Source organism: Rhodococcus sp. P4_B6, assembly GCF_056402215.1.
The window spans coordinates 76,344-98,381 of the sequence record NZ_JBFUHV010000003.1 but is presented as its reverse complement, the minus strand read 5'-3'; the positions used below and the strand labels follow the sequence as shown (position 1 = coordinate 98,381).

Here is a 22,038-nt window from a genome sequence, read left to right as displayed (position 1 = left end):
GGTGGGTTCGATCGAGCGGTGTTGCAGTACGGCGCCGGCCCACAGTGACCACTCGTGCCGCTGTGGCTCGGGTGTGCTGAGGGCCGGTGTGCATTACTCCGCGTCGGCGAACAGCTCTGTCGGCCGCCACGCGCGGCCGCCGGCACGGAGGTTGACCAGCCGGCTGGTCCGGAAGTTCTGATATCCCGCTGCCCCGGTCACCGAACCGATTCCGGAATCCTTGTGTGGATCACGTGGTGCAAGCAGATTCGTGGTGTACCCGTTGATCGTGACGCTGCCCGTGTCCAACTGTGCGGCGACTACCCGGGCCCGCTCGTCGTCGCGGGAGAACACGCTCCCGCCGAGCCCAAAGGGGGAGTCGTTCGCAATAGCGACCGCCTCGTCGACGTGATCGTACGGCAGGATCGTCACCACCGGACCGAAGATCTCCTCGCGGGCGATCGACATCGAGTTTTCTCCCACGAACAACGCCGGCGTCACATACCACCCCTGCGCCGGCTCGGTCGGCCGTTCGCCACCGAAGACCAACCGGCCGCCCTCCTCCCGGCCCGCGCGGACTCGTTGCAGAACCCTCTGATGATGTTCACAGGTGGCCATCGGGCCCATCGTCGTCGTGTCCGCGAGCGGATCACCCACGACGACGCTGTTGGCCTTCACACGGAGCATCTCGACGACATCGTGGACCGCGTGAGCGGGAATCACGAGGCGGGACAACGCACTGCAGATCTGGCCGGAATTGAAATACACGCTTGCCGCGACGCTGTCCACCGCGAGTTGCAGATCGGCATCGTCGAGCACGACCGCCGCTGACTTGCCACCGAGTTCGAGAACCACGCGCTTGAGGTTGCGCCCACACAGCTCGGCCACGCGCCGGCCCACCCCGGTGCCACCCGTGAACACGACCAGGTCCACCCTGGGGTGTTCCACCAGGTGCTCGGCGACCGACGGATCGGCCGCGAGGACGCTGTAGACGCCTTTCGGCAGGCCTGCGAGCTCGAGGGCCCGCGCCCACTCCACCACCGCAAACGGTGCGGTCGGTGGCGGCTTACTGATCACGCTACAACCGGCCAGCAAGGCTTGCGCGGACTTCATCATCGTGGCTGTAAATGGGCTGTTCCACGGAACGATGTCCACCACCACACCCGCGGGATCGCGCTGGATCTCGAAGTCCCACAACCCAGTGCCTGGCTCGACGTCGGGAACGGATCGGGCCAGCTCACCCATCCCACGGACGACGTCGAGGACGACGCCCGTCATCATCCGCGTCACCTGGACCGGTGCGCCCATCTCATGCGCGGCGATCTCGGCGATCACGCCTGCTCGTTCGGCGATGAGGCCGCAGGCACGGTTAATAATGGAAACCCGCTCGGCAACGGGAGTTGTACGCCACGTGCCCGTCTCGAATGCTCGGCGAGCCGCAGCGACAGCGGCGTCAGCGTCGGCGATCGTCGGGACGACGGCGTGCGCGTAGACCTGTTCGGTGGCCGGCGCGACAAGAGGTGTCGTCGCCGCGGTCGACCGGGACGTCCACTCACCCCCGATGTAGAGGCCGCCGCTGTTGTGAGCAATCGCGGATGCGACCGACTCGGGTCGCTCGGCGACCGTGGAGTCCTGGACCGTCATGCGTTCATCACCTCGGATTCAGGGATCGTCGAGAACCGCTCAAAGGCGGTGTGTCGACGACCGTTCAGGCGGGGGGAGTTGTCCTGCCGTCGGACCGACGTCGGGCGCGATACCAGGCATCGGATCATGATCCGACCACTGCCACGCCGCGGATCTCGCCGAACTCACGTTCGCTTAGCTGCCACGACGAGCCGCCGTCAGTAGTGGTCGCGACCTGTCCGAACAGCGTGACCGCAGCGAGCACGTTGGAGTCGTGCGGGTGTCCGGCGATCTTCCACACCACCGAGCGCAGGACCGGGCTGACCGGCCGCCAGGTGAGGCCGCCGTCCTCGCTGCGGTGGATGCCACCCAACGACCCGTGGTCCGGTGGGCGACGGCCCACGCCCACGACCAGCACGGAAGGATCGGCGGCGTTGGCGTGCAGGCTGCGGGTATAGAAAAGCGATGACTCGTACGTGTCGTCGACCGGGTACCGCGTGCACCGCCACGTCTGATTGCCGTCGTCAGATGCAAAGAACCCGATCGGGGTGGCAACGAAAACGCTGCGCCTTCCGTCGGCGCTGCGTCCGGCAACTACATCATGTATGTCGGCGTGGCGTTCGTCCTTCCAGATCTCACCCTCACCGAGGAGCGACTTGCCTCCGGATACCTCGAATCGTCGCCAGCTCCCGCCTCCATCAGTGCTGTGGTAGAGCCCGTCAATCTCGACCGACACCCAGATCTCCCCGGGGACATCGGTGTATCGGATCGCAGTCACCCGGGTCGCACCGATGCTGCACTCGAGCGACACTCCGACGGGAAGTTCGGTCCAGGTGGCGCCGCCGTCGGTGCTGCGGAAGACTCCCCCCGGCCGTGTGCCGGCCAAGATTGTCTGTGGAGAGTGCGGGTCGATTGCCAGGCTGAGGACCTGCCTACCCGGGGCTGGAACACCTACGTACTGGTACGTTTCGCCGCGGTCGACGCTCCGGGCCAGAATGTCTTCGCCACGTTCGTTATCGATCGTCGCCCATACCGCGCCGGAATCGTCAGGGGATGCGGTTATCGCCCGGACGCACAGTTCGTAGGGATACTTCGGATTGTCGCAATGCGACAGGATCCAGCTCTTGCCACCATCGTGACTCGTCCACAGCCCGGCTCCTGTCGTGGCCAGACAGATCGAATAGTCCACCACACCCTCATTTCTCCGAGAAACACGTCTTCGGTGTTCCGACCCAGTCGGCCGAAACGACCCTTATCAGGTAAAGGTAAGTAGATACTCTATATACTTGCCGTGATGGAGGTGCAAGCCTTGCATCAACGGGTCATTCTAGTATAGTCGTTACTTACTTGGTAGGAAGTTCTTTGGTCCAAAGCGCCGAAGCGGCATTGCCTGATCGGGCGGCGATCACTACAGATCTCGGCGACCCGAGGTCGGTTCCCGCACTCGAGGGGGCCTCGGCGATCTGTCGGTGCGGGGTCCTATCGCCCCACTCGTCGTCCGAGCGGTTCGCATCTCGTCAGTCAGGTCCGAGTTCGAACGGCGTCCGGATAGCGGCGTGACGCATAGTTGGACACGGTACTCGGCAACGCGCTCGAGCCACGACAACAATGGAGTTGAATCGTGAAGTTGATAGCAGGGCAGGTTGCGGTCGTCACCGGTGGCGCAAGCGGTATCGGCTTCGCACTGTGTGAGCAATTCGCGCAGCGCGGCCTCGACGTCGTGATTAGCGACATCGATGAGGCGGCACTCGCATCCGCCGCGGAACAGCTCGTCGGGCAGCCCGGTAGGGTCCTGACAGCCCCTACCGACGTGACCGATCCGGAGGCGGTCGATCGCCTCGCCGCTAGGACGCTCGAGCACTTCGGCCGAGTGGATGTGGTCTGCAACAACGCCGGCACCGTCGGCAAGAACATGCCCCTGTGGGAATTCGAGCACGTGGAGTGGAAGTGGCTCCTCGGCGTGGACATGTGGGGCGTCATCCACGGGATCTCCTCCTTCGTGCCACATCTGGTATCCCAAGGCTCCGGTCACGTCATCAACACGGCATCAATGGCGGGAATTGCGAGTGTCCCCCTCAACGGCCCATACAACGCAGCCAAGCACGCAGTCGTGTCGATCTCCGAGACACTCGCGCTAGACCTTGCCGAGCGAGGTGTCGACGTCGGCGTCACCGTCCTGTGCCCGGGGCCGACACTGACTCGATTGATGACGGACGGTCCGCGGGACCGCCCCGCACACCTCAGACCCAAAGCGGACCGAGGGGTTGACCCGCGCTCGAACCCCGGAACCTTCGCGGCGTCCACCGGGCAGCTCGCCCAGGCATCAGAGGTGGCTCAAGCGACTGTGGCAGCTGTAGAAGAGGGACGATTCCTGCTCGCCCCCCATCCAGGATCGCGCGACCGATTCGATCAGCGAATCGAGAGGTGGCGTGCCGATCTTACGGGTTGAGCACAGGCCCCACGATCACTGCCCTGAGGCGAACGGCCGGGGCGAAACAACACAGCAAACACAGCAAAATGGATACAGCACCAGAGGGAGAGGTCATGGGAAGGTTGACGGACAAGGTCGCACTCGTGAGCGGCGTCGCGCGTGGGCAAGGTCGCTCACACGCGCTCCGTCTTGTGTCGGAGGGTGTTTCGATCATCGGGTTCGACGGACTGTGCACGTACGACACCGTCCCCTACAAGCAGGCCACCCAAGAAGATCTCGATGAGACGGTCAGGTTGGTCGAGGCCGCCGGAGGCAAAATCGTCGCGGGCAGGGCCGACGTCCGCGATCGTGCGCAGATCACCGCAATTGTGGATCAGGGACTCGGCATGTTCGGCAAGATCGATATCGTCATCGCCAACGCGGGGATCGGTATCAACTCGCTGCCGTTCTGGAAGGTGTCGCAGCAAGAATGGGATGATGTTCTCGCAGTATGCYTGACCGGAGTATGGAACACGGTCTCAGCAGCGGTCCCTTCGATGATCGACGCGGGCCGTGGTGGCTCAATCGTAATGACAAGCTCGGCGGCCGCGATCAAGGCCGCCCCCCAGCTGGCTCCATACATTGCGGCGAAAACCGGAGTCATCGGAATGATGAAATCGATGGCCAATGATCTCGCGCCACACAAGATTCGAATCAACTGTGTCGCCCCAACTGCTGTCCCCACCGACTTCGTTCTGAACGATCGGCTGTATCAAATCTTCTGCCCAGATAAGGAGAACCCGACCGTCGACGACGCCGCAAACGTGATGCGCAAGATGCATCCCCTCGATGAGCCCTGGATCGAGCCGGCCGATATTTCCGCGGCAGTAGCCTATCTCGCATCCGACGAGGCACGTTATGTCACGGGCATCGTGCTGCCAGTGGACCTGGGTCTGTCATTCGCTTGGTAGACCGCGAACCAATCGCAGACGCCCTGTGCCGTAATTCGATTCGATGATCGGAAGCACAGGGCGTCCGCAATTGGTCAAGCTCGTGGTGCGAGGCCGTCGTGCTCGGTACCGACGAGGAACACCCCAACTCGAGCGACCTGATCTGTGTGGTTGCGCCATCCGTGCATGGTCCCGTTCTGCACCACGCTGTCACCCTGCTTGAGGTGCAACTCGACGCCGTCGGAAAGTTCGAGCCAGACCTCGCCCTCGATCACCACGCAGCAGTCGACTGACGCGGTGGTATGCATTCCCGGCCTTTCGCCCTCCGCGAGATGCACGTTCTCAACGTTATCGGTTGCGTCGTCGGCCTTCCCATCGGGCAGAACCACCATCTGAACGAATCTGATCCCGCCCACCGGAGGGAAGGGCACGACACTGTCGTCGGCACTACCATCGTCCGGAAAGTGCGGCAACGAATCGGCACCCCAGAGTAGGTGGAAGTTGGTTCCCGCAGAAGGGACCGGAAATCGGCGCACCTGCCGATCGTCACGAACCACACTACGTCCCCGGTCGTCGTGGCCCGTCACTACAACTCGGACCCCATCTGTCATGTTCGATACCACTTTCCATCCCTTCGTCAATTGTGTTCGCTACGCAAGCTGGCCCAGTCTGTAGGAATTCGGACGTGCGAAAGGTCGAGTTCATCAATCGACGCGCAGCCGAGAAACGCCAGCGCACGCTGGATATCATCCTGAAGGATGTCGAGGACACGCCCGACGCCGGCGGCGCCACCAGCAGCGAGACCCATCACATAGGCGCGGCCGACGAGAACGGCGTCAGCACCCAACGCCACCGCCTTGACAACATCGTTTCCGGAGCGGATTCCACCGTCGATAAGTACCGGTACTTGTCCACCTACCGCTTCCACGACTTCCCGCAGCACGCTGAGAGTGGCAGGAACACCGTCGAGGGTGAGTCCGCCGTGGTTGGAGACGACGATCGCTGCGGCGCCGAGATCAACTGCTCGTCGTGCGTCGTCGGCCGTCATTATGCCCTTGACGACGATCGGCCCGCGCCACAGCTCGGACATCCAACGTAGGTCATCCCATGCAAGCGGACGTGCCTTGGGGTCGGGGGTTGCTCCGACGGCCCGATTCGCGACGCCCAAACGCATTCCATCGCGCACAAACTTTGCAGTCCAACGCGGGTGCCGGATGAGGTCGGGCGCAAATCCGACGACCGTCCGGGCGTTCAATCGAATCGGTGGAACTTTGGGTCGTAGCGCTGAATCTACAGTGACAACGAGCGCGTGGTAGCCCAATTCGTCCACCATGGCGATCTGCTTCTCGGCGCCATCTCGACCTCCGATCGCAGTTGTGACCTGGGACCATAGTGGTGTGGAACCGGAGCTCGATGCAAGCTCGTTGAAGGAGTGTCCCGAGGCCGGGCTGATAGCGCAGATTGTGCCGAACCGTCCAGCTGCGTCCACTGCTGCGGCGGCCCCCTCGGGGTGCTGCAGCCTGAGGGCGCCGACCGGCGCCAACAACACCGGTGCAGTGATCTGAACGCCGAGAATGGTCGTCGATGTCGCGCGGCTCGGCTGGACGGTCGCCGCTCGTGGGCGGAATGTCACGTCACCGTATGCCTGCCCGTTTGCGAGCATCGTTCGGCTCTCGCCAGCACCGCTATTGAGGCGGAGGTACATCGCGCGGGGAAGGACTTTGCGCGCCAGGGCCTCTGCTTCGGCGACCGAATCGAACTGCCAGCGATACGGGAGGCGATAGTCGCCCTGAGTGCGCCCTCGACGGTCAATGGACAACTCGTACCTCCCAGCATGAAACTACAAAGATAGTGAGTACTATACAGTGTTACTGCGTCGATGCCTACGCAAATGGGGTGTGCGGAGCGTCGGCGACAGACTTCTTCGATCCGGTGCTGATTGGAATCTGGGGTCGCCGTGTGTGAGCAGGCGTGTGTCATCTGAACCGAGCTTCGGTGTGTGGGGTGAGCTGGGGGAAATCGCGGCGAAGCACGGATTGGTGTAGTCCGGAGTGACGTGTGTCGTTGGCGGGTTTCCGCTGTGAGGCCGAACGGTTGCCATAGGGCGAGCTAGCCGGCCACGTTGTATGTAGCCAAGGTGTCACGTAGGTACACGACCCGCTTCGGTCGGCGGTCGGTCTCCTACCTGGTGCACCGCAGTTTCCGTGTCGGCGGGAAGGTCCGGCACGAGACGATCCTGAACCTGTCCGCGCGTCCGGGCGGGGCGATAGAGACGGTGCGCGGCACCGGTCCGGCGCCGCGCCGGTGACGACCGGGGCGGTGGAGCTGACCCGGTGAGGTTGCCCCCTTGGAGTGGACACCCCTGACAATGGTTCTAGGAGAGCCAGGAGGGATGTCGAAGTGGGACGCCGTCTCCATGAGTCGGCGGACCCCCGATTCGGGAGTCCTCGCTTCGAGGAAACGACACACGGACGTTCGCAGTTCATCTTGTTCTGCATCGAAGGCCGCATTCATCAGCTGCTCTGCTTCCTTGCGGGGACTCCGATGTGGGATCGCGCGGCTGGCGCCGCGATCACGGCACAATCACCGAAACAGTTGTATAGTACTTACTTGCAATGTCAGGCAATGATCGGGCATCATCGCCGGTTCGGTGGTCGGGTTCCCTCTGCGGTCAGCAAACGCTGCGACGCGACGGAACGGGTTTGTGATCTCGGCGGTTGGTCGAGTTCGGCGTGAGGAGTTCTGATTGAACGAGAGATCGTATGTGGCCGGCGACGGCCCGCTCGCCGGCCTGCGGGTGGTGGAGTTGGCGGGCATCGGGCCGGGCCCGCACGCAGCGCTTTTGCTTGCAGACCTGGGCGCGGAGGTAGTCCGTGTTCAACGTGGCGGACGCGTCGCGTCGCACGACCAGCAGTTGCGCGGCCGGCATGCGTTGGTCCATGCCGACCTCAAGAAGGAGTCGGACGTCACCGAGGTACTCGACCTCGTCGATCGTGCCGATGTGCTGATCGAAGGGTTCCGGCCCGGCGTGACTGAACGACTCGGCCTCGGCCCCGACACGTGTCTTCGCCGCAACGCGGGCCTGATCTACGCGCGAATGACGGGGTGGGGTCAAGACGGGCCCTTGGCCGAACGCGCCGGTCACGACATCAACTACATTTCGCTCACCGGTGTCCTGCACGCCATCGGGCGACGCGGTGAACGTCCCGTTCCACCGCTGAACCTGATTGGCGATTTCGGAGGCGGCTCGATGCTGCTGATCGTCGGTGTGCTTGCCGCGCTGGTCGAGCGGCAGCGGTCCGGACTCGGTCAGGTGGTCGACGCCGCGATGGTGGACGGTGCCCTCGCGATCTCGCACATGATCTGGGGACTGCGCGCTCGTGGGCAGTGGTCGGACGAGCGCGGTGTCAACGTGCTCGACGGCGGGCATCCCTACTACGACACCTACGAGACCGCGGACGCGAAGTACGTGGCGGTGGGAGCGATCGAGCAGCCGTTCTACGCCGAGCTGCTGCGCGGGCTCGGGTTGAACCCCGAGGAGCTGCCCGCGCAGTACGAGACATCGACGCACCCCGAGTTGCAACGAATATTCGCCGATCGATTTCGGTCGAAGACACGGGACGAATGGGTCCGGGTGTTCGGCGCAACGGACGCATGCGTAACTCCGGTGCTGACTTTCGCGGAAGCGAGCGAGCATCCCCACATCAAGGCGCGCAGCTCGTTGATCGAGCTCGACCACACCACGCAGCACGCACCGGCTCCACGGTTCAGTCGCACTCCGAGCGCCATCCCGGCCGCCCCACCGACCTCGGCGACCCCCATCAGCGATGTCTGGCGCTAGCGCACCTTGATCGCTAGCTCTCACGGTTTTCAGACCGCGGCGAGTCGTGCTGTATCGACGTAGCCGCGGACGTGGTGATCGATGGTTTCAGAGCTTGACGCAGATCCGGCGGTGCGGGCGGGTATGCGCTGCCAGCAGTGGACGTAGGAGTCGGGTGGACCTTGATGTAGATGATCGCGCCGCGCCGCCCGCCGCCGGAGGGGCCATAGGTGTTGGTGTGCGGTAGGCGTTCGATGAAGTCCGTTGCGCGGACGCATTCAGTTGATTCACTTCCCCGCGGTTTCGGGCAGGTCGGCGATCCTGGCGTGGGTTCGGCGCTGACGCAGCTTCATTGAGATCATCATCGGTGACTTCGGGATGGCGGGAGCATGGGCCACACCACGGGATTCGAGTCACATCCGGAGCACGCCGACCTTCCCGTAGGCCTCGTCGCCGGTAAACCACCGGAACGGCAGCCCGGGCGTCGAGGGCTCTTTTGTTTCAGCAGCCGCTGCATGCCCTCCGGGCCCGCATCACCGGCCGCCCCCCGCCAGTGTCCATCCGTTCTTGCGCTCGACCTCATTCAGCAGTCCCGCGCACGTACGCGCCCATCCGCCGCCGCGACTCAACCCCCGAAACCGATGCGCAAATAGCACATAGAATGCACTGAACCCACCGGTCGCTGCAGCAACTTTGACTCCGCATCGGATCAGTTACCACRCCAGTCTCATCAGTCGCAGACTGGCGATGCAGTACTAAAGAACTGCGTGATGCCTTCCGAGTGCGCGGCGCGTGCTCTCGCGCCGGAGCGGGCGAACCCACAGGACGTCGAGGTACTCGCGGGTTCTGCGCGCGTCGTTCGGTTAGGCGCCGATGGCCGATGTGACCGGTCACAGTCAGAGATATCCTCTGAGAGGACACTATCGAGAGGTGGGTCCACGGTTGTATTTGCGCTGGTCGTGCCGTCGGGACCACCGCGGAGCCACGAGTCGGCGGAGTGAGTAGACCGTCCGATGGGTGAAGGTGACCCGCTCGACACGCAGCGGTACCCGCCGTCCCCGGCCGCCGAACTGGGTGGAGCTGGTTTCGCTGACGTTCAGGAGATCGGCCGCGGCGGGTTCGGCGTCGTCTACCGCTGCACGCAGGCAGACCTGGATCGCACGGTGGCGGTGAAGGTCCTCACCGTCGAACTCGACGACGAGAACCGGGCCCGGTTCTTCCGGGAGCAGCGGGCGATGGGGCGGCTGACCGGGCACCCGAACATCGTCAACATTCTGCAGGTCGGTGCCACCGACAGCGGCCGTCCCTACATCGTGATGCCCTACCACCCGCAGGATTCGCTCGACGTGTGGATCCGCCGTCACGGTCCGTTGCCGGTGGACGAGGCGCTTCGACTCGGTGTGAAGATGGCGGGCGCGGTGGAGTCGGCGCACCGGCTCGGGATCCTGCATCGGGACGTCAAACCGGCGAATATTCTGCTCACCGATTACGGCGATCCGGAGTTGGCCGATTTCGGTATCGCGCACATCAGCGGCGGCTTCGTGACCGCGACCGGTGCGGTCACCGGGTCGCCGGCGTATACCGCGCCGGAGGTGCTCGGGGGTGATTCACCGAGTCCGGCCGCGGACGTCTACGGTCTCGGTGCCACCCTGTTCAGTGCTCTGACGGGGCATGCCGCGTTCGAACGTCGTAGCGGGGAGCAGGTGGTCGCGCAATTCCTGCGGATCACCACGCAAGAGGTGCCCGACCTGCGCGAGCAGGGGGTCCCGGATGATGTGTCCGCGGTGATTGCCCGGGCGATGTCCCGCGGGCCCGGTCAGCGCCCGGCCGCCGCCGCCGACTTCGGCGAGGAACTGCGAACCCTGCAACGGGCCCACGGCTTCCCGGTCGACGACATGGCGCTGCGCGCCGGACCGGACACGCAGGGTGATGGAGTGCAACCGGTATCGCATGGCGGGCGATCACCGGCTCCCTCGACGGTGGGCGTGGCGGGAAGCCTCCCCTTGGAACTGACCAGTTTCGTCGGTCGCCGACACGAGCTCACGGAGTCCAAGAACCTGCTGGCCGGGTCGCGGTTGGTGACGTTGACCGGGATCGGCGGTGTGGGCAAGACGCGGCTGGCGATGCGGATCGCAGCGGCCGTGCAACGCGAGTACTCCGACGGTGTGCTCCTGGTGGAGTTGGGTGAGCTGCGCGACGCGTCGTCGCTGGTCGACGCGGTGGCCGGCGCACTGGGATTGCGAGACCATTCGGCGCGGCCGTTGCGTGAGGTGCTGGTCGAGTTCCTCGTGCCGCGGGAGGTGCTGTTGGTCCTCGACAACTGTGAACACGTGGTGGACGCGGTCGCCGAACTCGTGGGCCTCCTCCTGCGGGCCTGTCCGCGGGTGCGGGTTCTGGCCACCAGCCGCGAACCCCTGGTCATCGGTGGGGAGGCGGTGTTGCGAGTCCCGCCGCTGGCGGTCCCGGATCCGGAGCGGCCGACCTCGATGCGGGGGTTGCCCAAGTACGATGCGGTGACGTTGTTCGTCGACCGCGGCGCTGCCGCGGTTCCGGGGTTCGAGCTCACCGAGGGCAATGCGGCGACCGTGGCGGGGATCTGCCACCGGCTCGACGGGCTGCCGCTACCGATCGAGTTGGCCGCGGCCCGGCTGCGGGCGATGTCACCCGAGCAGATCCTCGAGCGGCTGACCGACCGCTACGCCCTGCTGACCCGCGGCAACCGCGGCGCGCCGACGCGGCAACAGACCCTGCGGTTGTGCATCGACTGGAGCTTCGAGTTGTGCACCGCCGAAGAGAAACTGGTGTGGGGTCGGGTGGCGGTCTTCGCGGGAAGCTTCGAACTCGACGCCGCGGAGCAGGTGTGCGGCGCCGACCTCGACCCCGGCGAGTTGCTCGACACGCTGACGTCCCTGGTAGAGAAGTCGATCCTGATCCGCGAGGAATCCGGGTCGGTGGTGCGGTTCCGGATGCTCGAAACCCTCCGCGAATACGGCTACGAAAAACTCGAACAGACCGGCGAGGCTGTGGCTTTGCGTCGCCGGCACCGGGACTGGTACGAGTCCTTGGCGCTCGAAGCGGAGGCCGAGTGGATCAGCGCCCGCCAACTCGACTGGATCGCCCGCCTCAAACGGGAACAACCGAACCTGCGGGAAGCCCTCGAATTCAGCATCGACGACGACCCCGCCGCCGGACTACGCACCGCCGTGGCACTGTTTCTGTTCTGGGGTTCCCAGGGCCTCTACAGCGAGGGGCGTCGTTGGCTCGACCGACTGCGAGCTTGCCAGTCAGGTCCGCCCACCCTGCCTTGGGTCAAGGCGTTGTACTGCGCCAGTGCAATGGCCGATGCGCAGGGTGACCTCCAGGCTGGGACCGCGCTCGTCGAGGAGGCGCGCACGCTCACCGCGCAAACCAGCGACCTGATGATGCGCGCTGTCGTCGAGTGTGCGGACGGCATGCTCTCCCTCCACAGCGGTGATCTTGGACGTGCCCGCTCTCACTTCGAAACCGCGCTCACGGCATTCACCGGACGCGGGGAACGCACACTCGAAACCGGTGTGCTGTACTCGTTGGGCTTGGTATATGGGCTGTCCGGCCTGACTGGCCAGGCGATCGAATTCCTCGAGCGTGTTCTCGCGATCACACAACGATACGGCGAGAAGATGTACGGGTCGTACTCGCTGTGGGCCTTGGGGATTGCCGTGTGGCGACAGGGCGACACCGATCGTGCGGTCTGGCTGCTCGAGCAGTCGCTGGAGCTGTCTCGGCAAGTGCACGGCCCACGTGTCGCCATCGCCTGCCTCGGAGCGCTGGCCTGGATCGCGTGCGAGCGGCGCGATCCAGATCGGGCCGCAGTGTTGATGGGAGCTGCGGACGGGTTGGCGCGGTCGGTGGGAAGTGCCGTCGTCATACATTCCAATTTGGTTTCTTACCAACAGAACTGCGAACAGAAGGTTCGCCAGGCACTTGGGGGTAAAGCATTCGCGTCGGCCCACCGCAAGGGTGAACAGCTCGGCTTCGACGCGGCCATCGCTTACGCCCTCCACGAACATCCGCCCAGCCCTTCCACGTCCGACGCCGACGCGTCGACGCGACTGACCAAGAGGGAACGCCAGGTCGCCGGCCTCATCGCCGAAGGTCTGACCAATCAGGCCATCGCCGACCGCCTCGTGATCTCACCGCGCACCGCGCAAGGCCATGTCGAGCACATCCTGACAAAGCTGGGTTTCACCTCCCGGACACAGGTCGCTGCCTGGGTTGCGGAACAGACACGCGATCAGAACTGACATGTCTGGTTCGGGACCGTGCGGTCGGTCAGTCATATTGCCTGCGGTTGAGCGAATTTCGGTGAGGTCGTGGATCGTCCTGCCGCAGCGCACTGTCTCGAGCGAAGATGCTGTGCCGGTGACGAGAACCTGGTCCTGAGCTCACGAGTGCGCCAGACCGGCGTCACAATTTCCCGTCGTCGCTGGCGCGCATGGTCGGCGAATGACAAAGCGACCCCGGTCTGCGAACTCGATCTCAAATCCCTGGTACGCGGCGCCAACACCATCGTCGGTGTCCGCGGCCGCTCCCCCGATGCCGTCACACGCAGCATCGAACTCCTCGCCGACGGGCGATCAGGCTTGGAGATCGTGACCTCCGTCGACGTCGACCTGGATCAGGTCGACGACATGCTGGGACGGATGGCCACCGGACAGGGGCCGGTGAGCCCGCACGTTGTCATCCGCCCGCAGCTGCGCCGCCCGACCGATCAGAAACGAGGAACGTTGTCATGAGCGAGATGACACCACGCCGACTGTCCTAATGGCACGAATTATACTGGTGCCCTTAGGAGAATCGGGTCACAGGCTCTTCGACCAGGTGGCTGCGGCCGGGCTGACCGAGGTGCAGGTGGCGCCGAGCACGCGCCGAACGAGGCAGCCGTGCGCGACATCAACGCAGACACGACCACCGTGCGGCGGGTGTTGTCCCGGGCGAAGACAGTGATGCCGTCGCATGGTGTTGGTGTGGGCGGATGGCGGCTACGCCGGACGTCTCGTCGGGTGGGTCGCGGAGCATTGCCGGATGACGCTCGATATCGTGCGGAAACCCAAGGGGTAGCTCGGTTTCAGTGTGTTGCCACACCGTTGGCTGATCGAGCGGACCCTGGCGTGGATCGTGCGTTGCCGTCGACTCGACCACGACGACGAACGCCTCCCGGCGCACTCGGAGGCGATGATCACATGGGCAATGATCGGATTGATGACCCGACGACTGGCCCCCGCACGCGGACGACGCCCGTGGCAGTCGACCCGCGCGGCGTGACACTTTCAAAACACTTTCTGAGCCTCGTCAACGCCGGCAAGATCATCTCCTGCGCATTCGACGTCTTACGACACGCGGACCCGCCGACCGTTACGGGAAGTAATACGGGGCCATCTTTTGAGCCTTCGTCGACGAGTAGTTCCTCCACGACCTCGGTGGCCAGCTCGGGTTCGCGACGCAGTTGGTTGGGCCGGTCCGGATGGTGCAGCACGGAGCTGTCAGCGTTTCCGTCTAGGGTCGGATGCGGATCCCCTCATACAGGAGGTCAAGCACCCGACCTAGCTGATCGCGGTCCAATACGCTTGCGATCATGGCGATGCCACTGAGTGATACCACCACATCGTCCGGTTCGACCTCGGAACGTGTGACCCCTGCTGCTGCGGTTGCCGACAGCAGGGCGCCGACGGCGTCATTGAGTCGCTCGCGGCTTTGCGCGAACGGATTCCCGCCCGCAGCTACGACGGCTCGTATCGCCTCCGCCAGACCGATCTTGGTGGCCCAGTAGTCGACGAAACGGTCCATCCAGATACGCAGGGCGTCCCGGGGCGGCACCTGTTCGAGTAACTCGCCGGCCGCAGCGCACACGGCATCCAGTTCCGAACGGTAGGCCGCCTCGATGAGGGCTTCGCGCGTCGGAAAGTGGCGGTAGACAGTGCCGACACCGACACCGGCTTCCTTGGCGAGCTCAGTGAAGGGGACATCCGGGCCCCGCTCTACGAACAGGTGCAGCGCCACCTCGAGGAGGCGCGCGCGATTGCGTTGCCCGTCCGCGCGCGGTCTGCGCTGCGTTGTCTCGGTCATAGTCACCCCCAAGAAGCGGAATCGTTTCCACTAAATCGTACACGCAGGCCACGACCATTCACCCGGGCCGCAGATTGGACGCACCCGGGAAATGTCCGCCGCGACACGGAGGCCCGAGCACGAACCCGCGCCCCGCGCCCCGTCCTTGCAAACGGAACATATTCCGGTTAGTGTGCTCTTACCGGAATATGTTCCGGATAATGCTGGCTCCCCAACGCGAGAGCGGCCAGGAATCGATGGGGAGCGCCGACACGAACGGAGCCCACACATGAACACGCACGAGCGCTTCACGACGCCCTACGGCTTTCACACCACAGCGAGCGAGGTCATCGAGGGTGTCGACCTGACCGGTCAACGCGCGATCGTCACAGGCGCCGCGTCCGGAATCGGCGTAGAGACGGCACGTGCTCTGGCCAGTGCCGGAGCCGACGTCACTCTCGCCGTCCGCAATGTCGAGGCGGGCAACCGTGTCGCGCAGGAGATCACAGCCACTACCGGCAACTCGAAGGTGGCCGCCGCGCCGCTGGAGCTGACCGTCCGGGCCTCGATCGCGTCCTTCATCCGTGCCTGGGAGGGCCCGCTGCACATCCTGGTGAACAATGCCGGGATCATGGCGCTGCCGGAGCTGCACCGCACACCCGAGGGCTGGGAGCTGCAGTTCGCCACCAACTACCTCGGCCACTTCGACCTGACCCTCGGCCTCCACGACGCGCTCGCGGCTGCCGATGGTGCACGCATCGTCTCACTCAGCTCCAGTGGCCACCTGTTCTCGCCGGTGGTCTTCGACGATATCCACTTCGAGCGACGCCCGTACGAGGAGTGGGCGGCCTACGGCCAGTCGAAGACCGCCAACGTGTTGCTGGCAGTAGGAGCAGCCCATCGGTGGGCCGACGACGGAATCACGGCCAACGCGGTCATGCCTGGCGGTATCCGCACCGGCCTCCAGCGCCACCAGGAGGACAACATGACGCCGGAGACCGAGGAAGCCTTCGCCAACTTCAACTGGAAGACCGTCGAGGAAGGCGCCGCAACCTCGGTACTGGTGGCCGCGTCGCCCCTGCTCGGGGGTGTCACCAGCCGCTACTTCGAGGACTGCAACGAGGCCGAGCTCTACACCGACCCCAACCCCTACGCCGACAGCGGCGTGCGGCCCTACGCACTCGACTCGGGTAACGCGGAGCGGCTCTGGGACGTCGCCACCGAGATGCTCCGCGCCTAAGACACGCCGTACGCCCAAGACCCGCTGTATTTGAAGGGAAGCTCCACTGCTATGAACATCCACGGAAAAACCGCCTTGATCGCCGGAGCCACGTCTGGGCTGGGCCTGGGGGTAGCCCGCTACTTCGCCGAACGGGGAGCGAACGTCGTCCTCGTCGGACGCCGTCGTACGCTCGCCGAGAAAATCGCAAGTGAACTCGGCGACAACGCCCTCGGCCTCGGTGCTGACATCACCGACCCCGATCAGGTAGCCGCTGCCATCCGGGCGACCCTCGATCAGTTCGGCAGGATCGATGTCAACGTCAACACCGCAGGCTACATCGCCGCGGTCCCGCTGACCACGGCCGACGGAAAGCCCACCGACCCGGCCCACTTCACCCAGCTGCTCACCACGAACCTCATGGGCACCTTCAACGTCATGAGCCAGGCCGCCGCGGCAATGCTGAACAACGAGCCCGACGACGACGGCGAGCGAGGCATCATCATCAACACCTCGTCCGCCGCCGCCCACGACGGCACGGTCGGCATGGTCGGATACTCGGCGACCAAGGCCGCGCTCGTGGGTATGACGCTCCCTGCCGCCCGCGAGTTCGCCGGCCGCGGCATCCGAGTCAACACCATCGTGGCCGGCGGATTCGACACGCCGATCTTCGACGGCTTCACCGACGACGCGGCCATCGCCCAGCAGGTTCAGCATTTCGCCGGCCCCCGCCGCCTGGGCAAGCCCGAAGAGTTCGCCGCGTTCGCCGCCCATCTGGTGGAGAACGGCTACTTCAACGCCTCCAGCCCACGACTGGACGCCGGTTACCGCATTCCCCTCCAGTTCTAATGCGGCATGGCGCGGCGTCCCTGGCCAGAGAGAGGCTGTGAGCCTCGTCACCCCGATCACGATGACAAACGTAACCACGTCCTCGCCCGGTTCAGCGTCGGCGGCAACGACGCGGGACCTACGGTGCAGCGCGTCGGCGATGTGCGGTCGCCAGGCCTTTGAAGGAGTACGGATCCGAGGGACCCCAGACCGTCGTCTGGACTGCGTGGCGCAGCGACCAGCCGTGGCGAACCGGCGTTTGGTGGCCGGGCGGTGGCTGGCACGGCGCTGGGCACGGTCGGACCGGGGACCGCTGACTCGTTCTTGCCGGAGTCGAATGTTCGCTGGGAGACTCCGGGCAACGCGGCGGGCGGGTGGGCGCCCCTGACGGGCACGGCCCCCGTTGGCGCCATAGGCCGATCTCCATGTGCGTATTCACAACATCTCCGACGCGGGCCGCCAGCCCGTCGTGCCGCTCAGTGAAGCGCTACTCGGCTCCCGCTTGGTAGACGTCGTGCCTGACCTTCGAGAGTTCGTCCAGACGCGTCATGCTGTGCAGTCGGGGCGGATGAGTCGTAGAAGGCGGTCGATGAAACCAGTCATCGCCGCACTCATCTCGTGCGTGTCGCTGATTCGCTGCACAAGCCCACATACAGCTGGACCCGCGTCGAGAATCGGCAGGAAGAGCCCGGCTCGTGCACACTGCTCGAGTAGCGGAAGCAGCGTGCGTTCCGCCTCGGGACCCGGGCGGAGTGTTGCTTGGCATTCGGCCAGCAAGAGACGGCCGTAGAGGGAAGCTCGCGGCCTCCGGCTGGTGTCGATCGATTCGACGAGGTCACGGGCTCGCGAACACGCTTGCTTCACCGACCGACCGTCGCCGGATGCGAGTTGGAGCCGAATAGATGACTCCTGCCTGATCTCAGCTGTGATTCGAGCGATGCCGCCCAATTCGGCGCGCCCGAGCTGGCTGGTAAGGGTGGCCGGAACAGCGACATGTGCTGGTCCCAGTCCGTGGCGGATGCGCTCATTGGCAACGTGCGCCCCCAGCCGCGGCAGCTTCAGCGCGACCGCGAGGCGTTCTCCCTCCTCGAGACGTTCCTCCGCCGCGTGGGGCCGACCAAGCCGAAACTTCAGACGCGCCCCCACCGCGTAGGTGGCGACCATGAAGTCGACCGTGCCACCCTGGATGCCCAGGGTGTAGCTCTGATCGAGGCGGTACTCGGCTTCCTCGAGCTGTCCCCGCTCATAGAGAAGGTCTCCCAGAAGCGCTGCGGCGAGCCGTGAACTGTAGGAAAGGTCGTCTCCGGGGCTCGTTGAGAAGTCGACGGCATGGCGGACGCTGGCCTCAGCGCTTGCGAGGTCGAGTTGCTCCCTCGACGCCAGCCCGTCCAGGCAGTATCCATAGACGACGCTGAAGGGTCCGGCCGCCCGGTGTTGGTGCGGACGTGCCCATTGCTGCCAGCGTCGTGCTTCGGTGAAATCGAAGCGGTTGATCGATCGGAACGAGGCGGCATCGGCTGTCCCACAGAGAACCCACGGGCGAAGTCTGTGTGCCCGTGCCATGCACGCGTCGATGGCTTCGTCGAGGTCGTTGAGCCGGTCGTCGTAGACACTGATGGCGGCGCGGATGAGCGACCCCTCTGCGTAAATGTCGGCATCGTCGTCGGCAGAACCCGAGGGCAGTGCCGCTTCGACGTGACCGAGCGCTTCGACCGCAGCCTCCCGGTGGTGCAGGAGCGCGTGAGCCCAGGCCAGGGCCATCTGCAGGCGGGGGCGGGCAGTGGCAGTGGCAGGCAGTTTTGCGGCGAGGCCGAGCAGTGTGCTCATCTGCGACTGTTCGAGAAGCAACAGCGCTTCGCCTTCGACGGCGTCGGTCGCATCGTCATCGTCCCGGCGGCGAGGAGATGGTTGACCGCCGGGCTGAGCATGTGCTGACCTCCGAACCACCGAGATGCGAGTCGGTGCAACTCGGTCAGTCGTGCAGGATCGTCGCGTTCCAGGCGACGACAGAGGTGTTCGGCGAACAGGTGGTGGTAGCGGAACCATTGCCCGTCCTCATCGAGTCGTGACAGGAACAAGTCCCGTTCTTCGATGTCCTCGAGTACCGTTTGAGCGTGCCGATGACTGGTCAAGGCAGCAGCCAGCGGTGCGCAGATCCGTTCAGTGACCGATGTGGCCAGAAGGAAGTCGAGCAAAGCGGGGTCGAGACTGTCGAGGACGTTCTCGGTGAGATACTCGCCGATGGCCCGGTGTCGGCCGGACAAACGATGGATGGCTGCCTGAGGATCGCGGTGTTCGCGCAGGGAAAGCGATGCAAGTTGCAGGGCCGCGACCCAACCATCGGTTGATTCCTTCAGTTCGGCGAGGGCTTTCTCCTCCAGCTCCAGACCGGCAGTCTCAGTGAGAAGCTCGCGGGACTCGTCGAGGTCGAACCGAAGCCCGACCGTGTCGATTTCGATCAGCTCCTTATGCACTCGCATAGCGCTCAGAGGCAGCCCTTGCCTGGTACGACTGGTGACCACCAGCTGCAGATGGTGGCAGCCGTGCTCGAGCAGGAAGCGAGCGACTGCGCGGCTCGCCGGGTTCGTGACACGGTGCCAGTCATCGAGCACCACGGTGATTTCATTGCCCGCCGAATGGGTTCGATTGATCAGTGTCGTCAGAACGAAGCGCTCGGCGCCGGCACCATGTCCTTCGAGAGCCTGGGCCAGTTCCGATCCGAGACCGGGAAGAGGTAAAGCGATGGCCTCGGCGAGATGCGCAAGAAACCAGGCGGGCGTGTTGTCGTCGTCGTCGAGAGACAGCCACGCTGTTGTGCGTCCCGCACCCTCGAGGACCCTGAGGTACTGGGCGGCCAAGGTGGTCTTGCCGTATCCGGCGGGTCCATGAATCAGGATGAGCCGCGCACTTGTGTCGCTGCGGAATTGGTCGAGTAGCCGAGTTCGCTGGACCGTCGGGTGAGCAGGGGATGGCGGGCGGTACTTCGTGTCTGCCGTAGGTGGTCGGGGGAGCTCGCGGTTGAGTGCTGTTAGCGCGGAGTGAAAGGTTGTCCGCCTGGGTTCACGTTCGCTCGGTCGCATGTCAGGTTCGTCGTCATCCCATGCCACGGGCAGGGGGACGTCCGGGACGGCATAACCGAGATCAGTGCCGACACGACGGAGCGCCTCGCCCATCGCAGAGGCTGTATCAGGGCGACTGGTCGGATCCCGTGCCATCGCTTGTTCGACTACTGCGCGGACGCTGTCGGGGACATTGCGACCCCGATGTCGGGTATCGGTTCGGTGCTGATCCGAAGCAGTTGTGAGAACAGCTCCTCGCCGCGGCGGCGGCCGAAGGCCGGACGACCGGCCAAGGTCGTGAACAAGGTGGCGCCGACACTGTAAATGTCCGAGGCAATCGTCGGCGGCTGTCCGTGAAGCAGCTCCGGGGCGGTGTACGCGGGGGATCCCACCACGATGCTCCGAGTGGTGTCCTGCTGCTCGGCCAGCCTGGCGATCCCGAAATCGGTGAGCTGGGGTTCGCCGTACTCGGACATCAGAATATTCGCCGGTTTGATATCTCGGTGTAGCACGCCTGCGCGGTGTGCTGTCTCCAACGCTCCGGCGACCTTGATGCCGATGTCGAGCGCCTCGGCGATCGTGCGCGGTCCCCTCCTATTGATCCATGCTTCGAGCGAGTCTCGGCGGTGAAACGGCATCACGAGGTATGGACGTCCGGCCCGGGTAACACCGACTTCGAGCACCTGAACGATATTGGGATGGCCCGAAAGTCTGCCCATGACCTGCTGTTCACGTAGGAACCCCGCGCGGTCGCCTGCCTGATGGTCTGCAATCATCACCTTGATCGCCACTACTCGGTCGAGAGCGGGCTGGCGACAGCGGTAGATGACGCCAAACCCTCCTCGTCCGACTACCCGGAGATCGTCGAAGCCCTCCGCGGCTAGTTCGTTCCTAATCTCGTCCTGAGCCGGGCTTCCGGGATTCGCGACCTCATCGGCGGGCACCGCACGCCTCACTGACCACTGAACCGGGGTCCGGCAGTGGAGGAGCGGACCAAGGCCGGAGCCCATCCACGGACCGGTCCGCGAGAGCCATCCGCACCTCTAAGCATGCGCCACCTCATGTTGCCTCAATTCTAAACCGCGCCCCTACCCCCGGAACGTGACCTCCAGCGAGGATGGTGCAGACTGTGGCGTTCTCCCGGTCTCCGGTCGCCAGCGGGCTGTCCGGGGCCGTTCGCGACGGACGCGCACGGCGCCTCGTTTCGGCGATCGGCGCCACCCTGCCCGGGGCAACCTGGCACCGTTGCCGTACCTACTACGCTGCGACCTGCTCGGTTCCGTCGAGTATCGACGATCCACGTACCTGAACAATCGAGCCGAGAACTCGCACCTGCCGACCCGGCAGCGCGAGCGGGCGATGAAACGCTTCAAATCGATGCGGCACGCGCAGCGATTTCTGTCGGCGTTCTCGTCGATCTCACAACACTTCCGGCCACACCGACGCCGATTGTCGGCGGGTGAGTACCGGGAGGTGATGGCCGACCGGTTCACCATCTGGCGTGAGATTCAGTTGCCGGAGATCCCTGAATGATTGGCTCCGACGAGGAAGACTCCGAGTCGGGCCGGCGAATCGGTCTTGTTCCGCCAACCGTGCAGAGTTCCGTTCTGGACCACACTGTCTCCGTGACGGAGCACGACCTCGCGGCCTTCCGGCAATTCGAGGATTACCTCTCCTTCGATGACGACGCAGAAATCCACCGACGCTGTCACGTGCCTACCGGGGGCGGAGTCGTCGGAAACATTCACGCCTTGAACATCGTTCGCGGAGTAGTCGATTTCGGATTCCGGTTGAACAACCAGTTGGACGAATCGGATGCCGCCGACGGGAGGGAACGGTGCAATCCTCGGATCCACGCTGCCGTCGGTCGGAAGGTCCGGGATTGTGTCCGTTCCCCAGAGCGCATGGAAATTTGTTCCGGCTGCCGACATCTTGGAGATCTCGACCATGCGATCCTCGGCCACGATCGATTCGCCCTGACGGTCATGGGCTGTGATCACGAGACGTGCAGGGTTCGAACTCATGGTTCTCTGTTCCTTTCGATGGTCCAACCGAGTGATGTGCCA

At 64.6% G+C, this 22,038-nt stretch carries 17 protein-coding genes and 3 pseudogenes; 10 read left to right on the top strand and 10 right to left on the bottom strand.

Going from position 1 to position 22,038, the window contains the following annotated elements:
• Window positions 1–93: 93 nt before the first annotated feature.
• Both AC1DWT_RS02195 and AC1DWT_RS02190 read right to left on the bottom strand, forming a co-directional pair.
• Entirely contained in the window at window positions 94–1,623 is a 1,530-nt protein-coding gene (locus AC1DWT_RS02195; protein WP_477919516.1) for an aldehyde dehydrogenase family protein, read from the bottom strand.
• A gap of 124 nt (window positions 1,624–1,747) precedes the next feature.
• On the bottom strand, window positions 1,748–2,488 hold the full coding sequence (locus AC1DWT_RS02190; RefSeq protein ID WP_477919514.1) for a WD40/YVTN/BNR-like repeat-containing protein: 741 nt from the start codon (window positions 2,486–2,488) through the stop codon (window positions 1,748–1,750).
• A 735-nt stretch (window positions 2,489–3,223) separates the two neighbouring features.
• Between AC1DWT_RS02190 and AC1DWT_RS02185 the strand changes: the two genes are divergently transcribed.
• Together AC1DWT_RS02185 and AC1DWT_RS02180 are read left to right on the top strand one after the other, a co-directional pair.
• Window positions 3,224–4,051, top strand: a complete 828-nt coding sequence (locus AC1DWT_RS02185; RefSeq protein WP_477919513.1) for an SDR family NAD(P)-dependent oxidoreductase — start codon at window positions 3,224–3,226, stop codon at window positions 4,049–4,051.
• A 95-nt stretch (window positions 4,052–4,146) separates the two neighbouring features.
• Window positions 4,147–4,983 (top strand): mycofactocin-coupled SDR family oxidoreductase, encoded by an 837-nt coding sequence (locus AC1DWT_RS02180; RefSeq protein WP_477919511.1) that lies wholly within the window; start codon window positions 4,147–4,149, stop codon window positions 4,981–4,983.
• A 74-nt stretch (window positions 4,984–5,057) separates the two neighbouring features.
• Here AC1DWT_RS02180 and AC1DWT_RS02175 read toward each other — a convergent pair whose 3' ends face one another.
• Entirely contained in the window at window positions 5,058–5,354 is a 297-nt protein-coding gene (locus AC1DWT_RS02175) for a cupin domain-containing protein (RefSeq protein WP_477919509.1), read from the bottom strand.
• Between the two features lie 245 nt (window positions 5,355–5,599).
• On the bottom strand, window positions 5,600–6,781 hold the full coding sequence (locus AC1DWT_RS02170) for an alpha-hydroxy acid oxidase (RefSeq protein WP_095860506.1): 1,182 nt from the start codon (window positions 6,779–6,781) through the stop codon (window positions 5,600–5,602).
• Window positions 6,782–7,099: 318 nt separating this feature from the next.
• Between AC1DWT_RS02170 and AC1DWT_RS02165 the strand changes: the two genes are divergently transcribed.
• Both AC1DWT_RS02165 and AC1DWT_RS02160 read left to right on the top strand, forming a co-directional pair.
• Window positions 7,100–7,270 carry a hypothetical protein gene (locus tag AC1DWT_RS02165; protein WP_179377495.1) on the top strand — a complete coding sequence of 57 codons (171 nt, stop codon included), beginning with the start codon at window positions 7,100–7,102 and terminating at the stop codon, window positions 7,268–7,270.
• A gap of 438 nt (window positions 7,271–7,708) precedes the next feature.
• The gene (locus AC1DWT_RS02160; RefSeq protein WP_095860505.1) at window positions 7,709–8,803 is read left to right on the top strand and encodes a CaiB/BaiF CoA transferase family protein; all 1,095 of its coding nucleotides are present in this window, start codon (window positions 7,709–7,711) and stop codon (window positions 8,801–8,803) included.
• 275 nt (window positions 8,804–9,078) lie between these two features.
• Here the strand turns inward: AC1DWT_RS02160 and AC1DWT_RS02155 are convergent.
• A pseudogene (locus AC1DWT_RS02155) lies at window positions 9,079–9,492 on the bottom strand (hypothetical protein); the annotation flags it as partial.
• Window positions 9,493–9,795: 303 nt separating this feature from the next.
• On the opposite strand from AC1DWT_RS02155, the gene AC1DWT_RS02150 reads away from it, so the two are divergent.
• Both AC1DWT_RS02150 and AC1DWT_RS02145 read left to right on the top strand, forming a co-directional pair.
• On the top strand, window positions 9,796–13,065 hold the full coding sequence (locus AC1DWT_RS02150; protein ID WP_477919506.1) for a protein kinase domain-containing protein: 3,270 nt from the start codon (window positions 9,796–9,798) through the stop codon (window positions 13,063–13,065).
• 147 nt (window positions 13,066–13,212) lie between these two features.
• Window positions 13,213–13,557, top strand: a complete 345-nt coding sequence (locus tag AC1DWT_RS02145; RefSeq protein ID WP_477919504.1) for a hypothetical protein — start codon at window positions 13,213–13,215, stop codon at window positions 13,555–13,557.
• Between the two features lie 760 nt (window positions 13,558–14,317).
• Here AC1DWT_RS02145 and AC1DWT_RS02140 read toward each other — a convergent pair.
• On the bottom strand, window positions 14,318–14,887 hold the full coding sequence (locus tag AC1DWT_RS02140) for a TetR/AcrR family transcriptional regulator (protein WP_179377494.1): 570 nt from the start codon (window positions 14,885–14,887) through the stop codon (window positions 14,318–14,320).
• Window positions 14,888–15,155: 268 nt separating this feature from the next.
• Here AC1DWT_RS02140 and AC1DWT_RS02135 point away from each other — a divergent pair, with 268 nt between their 5' ends.
• Both AC1DWT_RS02135 and AC1DWT_RS02130 read left to right on the top strand, forming a co-directional pair.
• Complete coding sequence (locus tag AC1DWT_RS02135; protein WP_095860501.1) at window positions 15,156–16,106, top strand: SDR family NAD(P)-dependent oxidoreductase; 951 nt, start codon at window positions 15,156–15,158, stop codon at window positions 16,104–16,106.
• Between the two features lie 51 nt (window positions 16,107–16,157).
• Entirely contained in the window at window positions 16,158–16,934 is a 777-nt protein-coding gene (locus tag AC1DWT_RS02130) for an SDR family NAD(P)-dependent oxidoreductase (protein ID WP_095860500.1), read from the top strand.
• Between the two features lie 525 nt (window positions 16,935–17,459).
• Here AC1DWT_RS02130 and AC1DWT_RS02125 read toward each other — a convergent pair.
• The 3 genes from AC1DWT_RS02125 to AC1DWT_RS02115 all read right to left on the bottom strand — a co-directional run bounded on the left by AC1DWT_RS02125 (window position 17,460) and on the right by AC1DWT_RS02115 (window position 20,982).
• Window positions 17,460–18,740 carry a hypothetical protein gene (locus tag AC1DWT_RS02125; protein WP_477919501.1) on the bottom strand — a complete coding sequence of 427 codons (1,281 nt, stop codon included), beginning with the start codon at window positions 18,738–18,740 and terminating at the stop codon, window positions 17,460–17,462.
• A complete protein-coding gene (locus tag AC1DWT_RS02120; protein WP_477919499.1) occupies window positions 18,737–19,993 on the bottom strand; it encodes a winged helix-turn-helix domain-containing protein in 1,257 nt (418 codons plus the stop codon). Before AC1DWT_RS02120 ends, AC1DWT_RS02125 begins: the two co-directional genes overlap by 4 nt.
• 146 nt (window positions 19,994–20,139) lie before the next feature.
• Window positions 20,140–20,982: a serine/threonine-protein kinase gene (locus AC1DWT_RS02115; protein WP_477919497.1), complete on the bottom strand. Its 843-nt coding sequence runs from the start codon at window positions 20,980–20,982 to the stop codon at window positions 20,140–20,142.
• 91 nt (window positions 20,983–21,073) lie between these two features.
• Between AC1DWT_RS02115 and AC1DWT_RS02110 the strand changes: the two are divergent.
• Both AC1DWT_RS02110 and AC1DWT_RS02105 read left to right on the top strand, forming a co-directional pair.
• Window positions 21,074–21,236, top strand: a pseudogene (locus AC1DWT_RS02110) (IS256 family transposase); the annotation flags it as partial.
• 35 nt (window positions 21,237–21,271) lie between these two features.
• Window positions 21,272–21,505, top strand: a pseudogene (locus tag AC1DWT_RS02105) (DDE-type integrase/transposase/recombinase); the annotation flags it as partial.
• Here the strand turns inward: AC1DWT_RS02105 and AC1DWT_RS02100 are convergent.
• Window positions 21,481–21,996 (bottom strand): cupin domain-containing protein, encoded by a 516-nt coding sequence (locus AC1DWT_RS02100; RefSeq protein ID WP_477919495.1) that lies wholly within the window; start codon window positions 21,994–21,996, stop codon window positions 21,481–21,483. The pseudogene AC1DWT_RS02105 and the gene AC1DWT_RS02100 overlap by 25 nt on opposite strands.
• Between the last annotated feature and the right edge of the window lie 42 nt (window positions 21,997–22,038).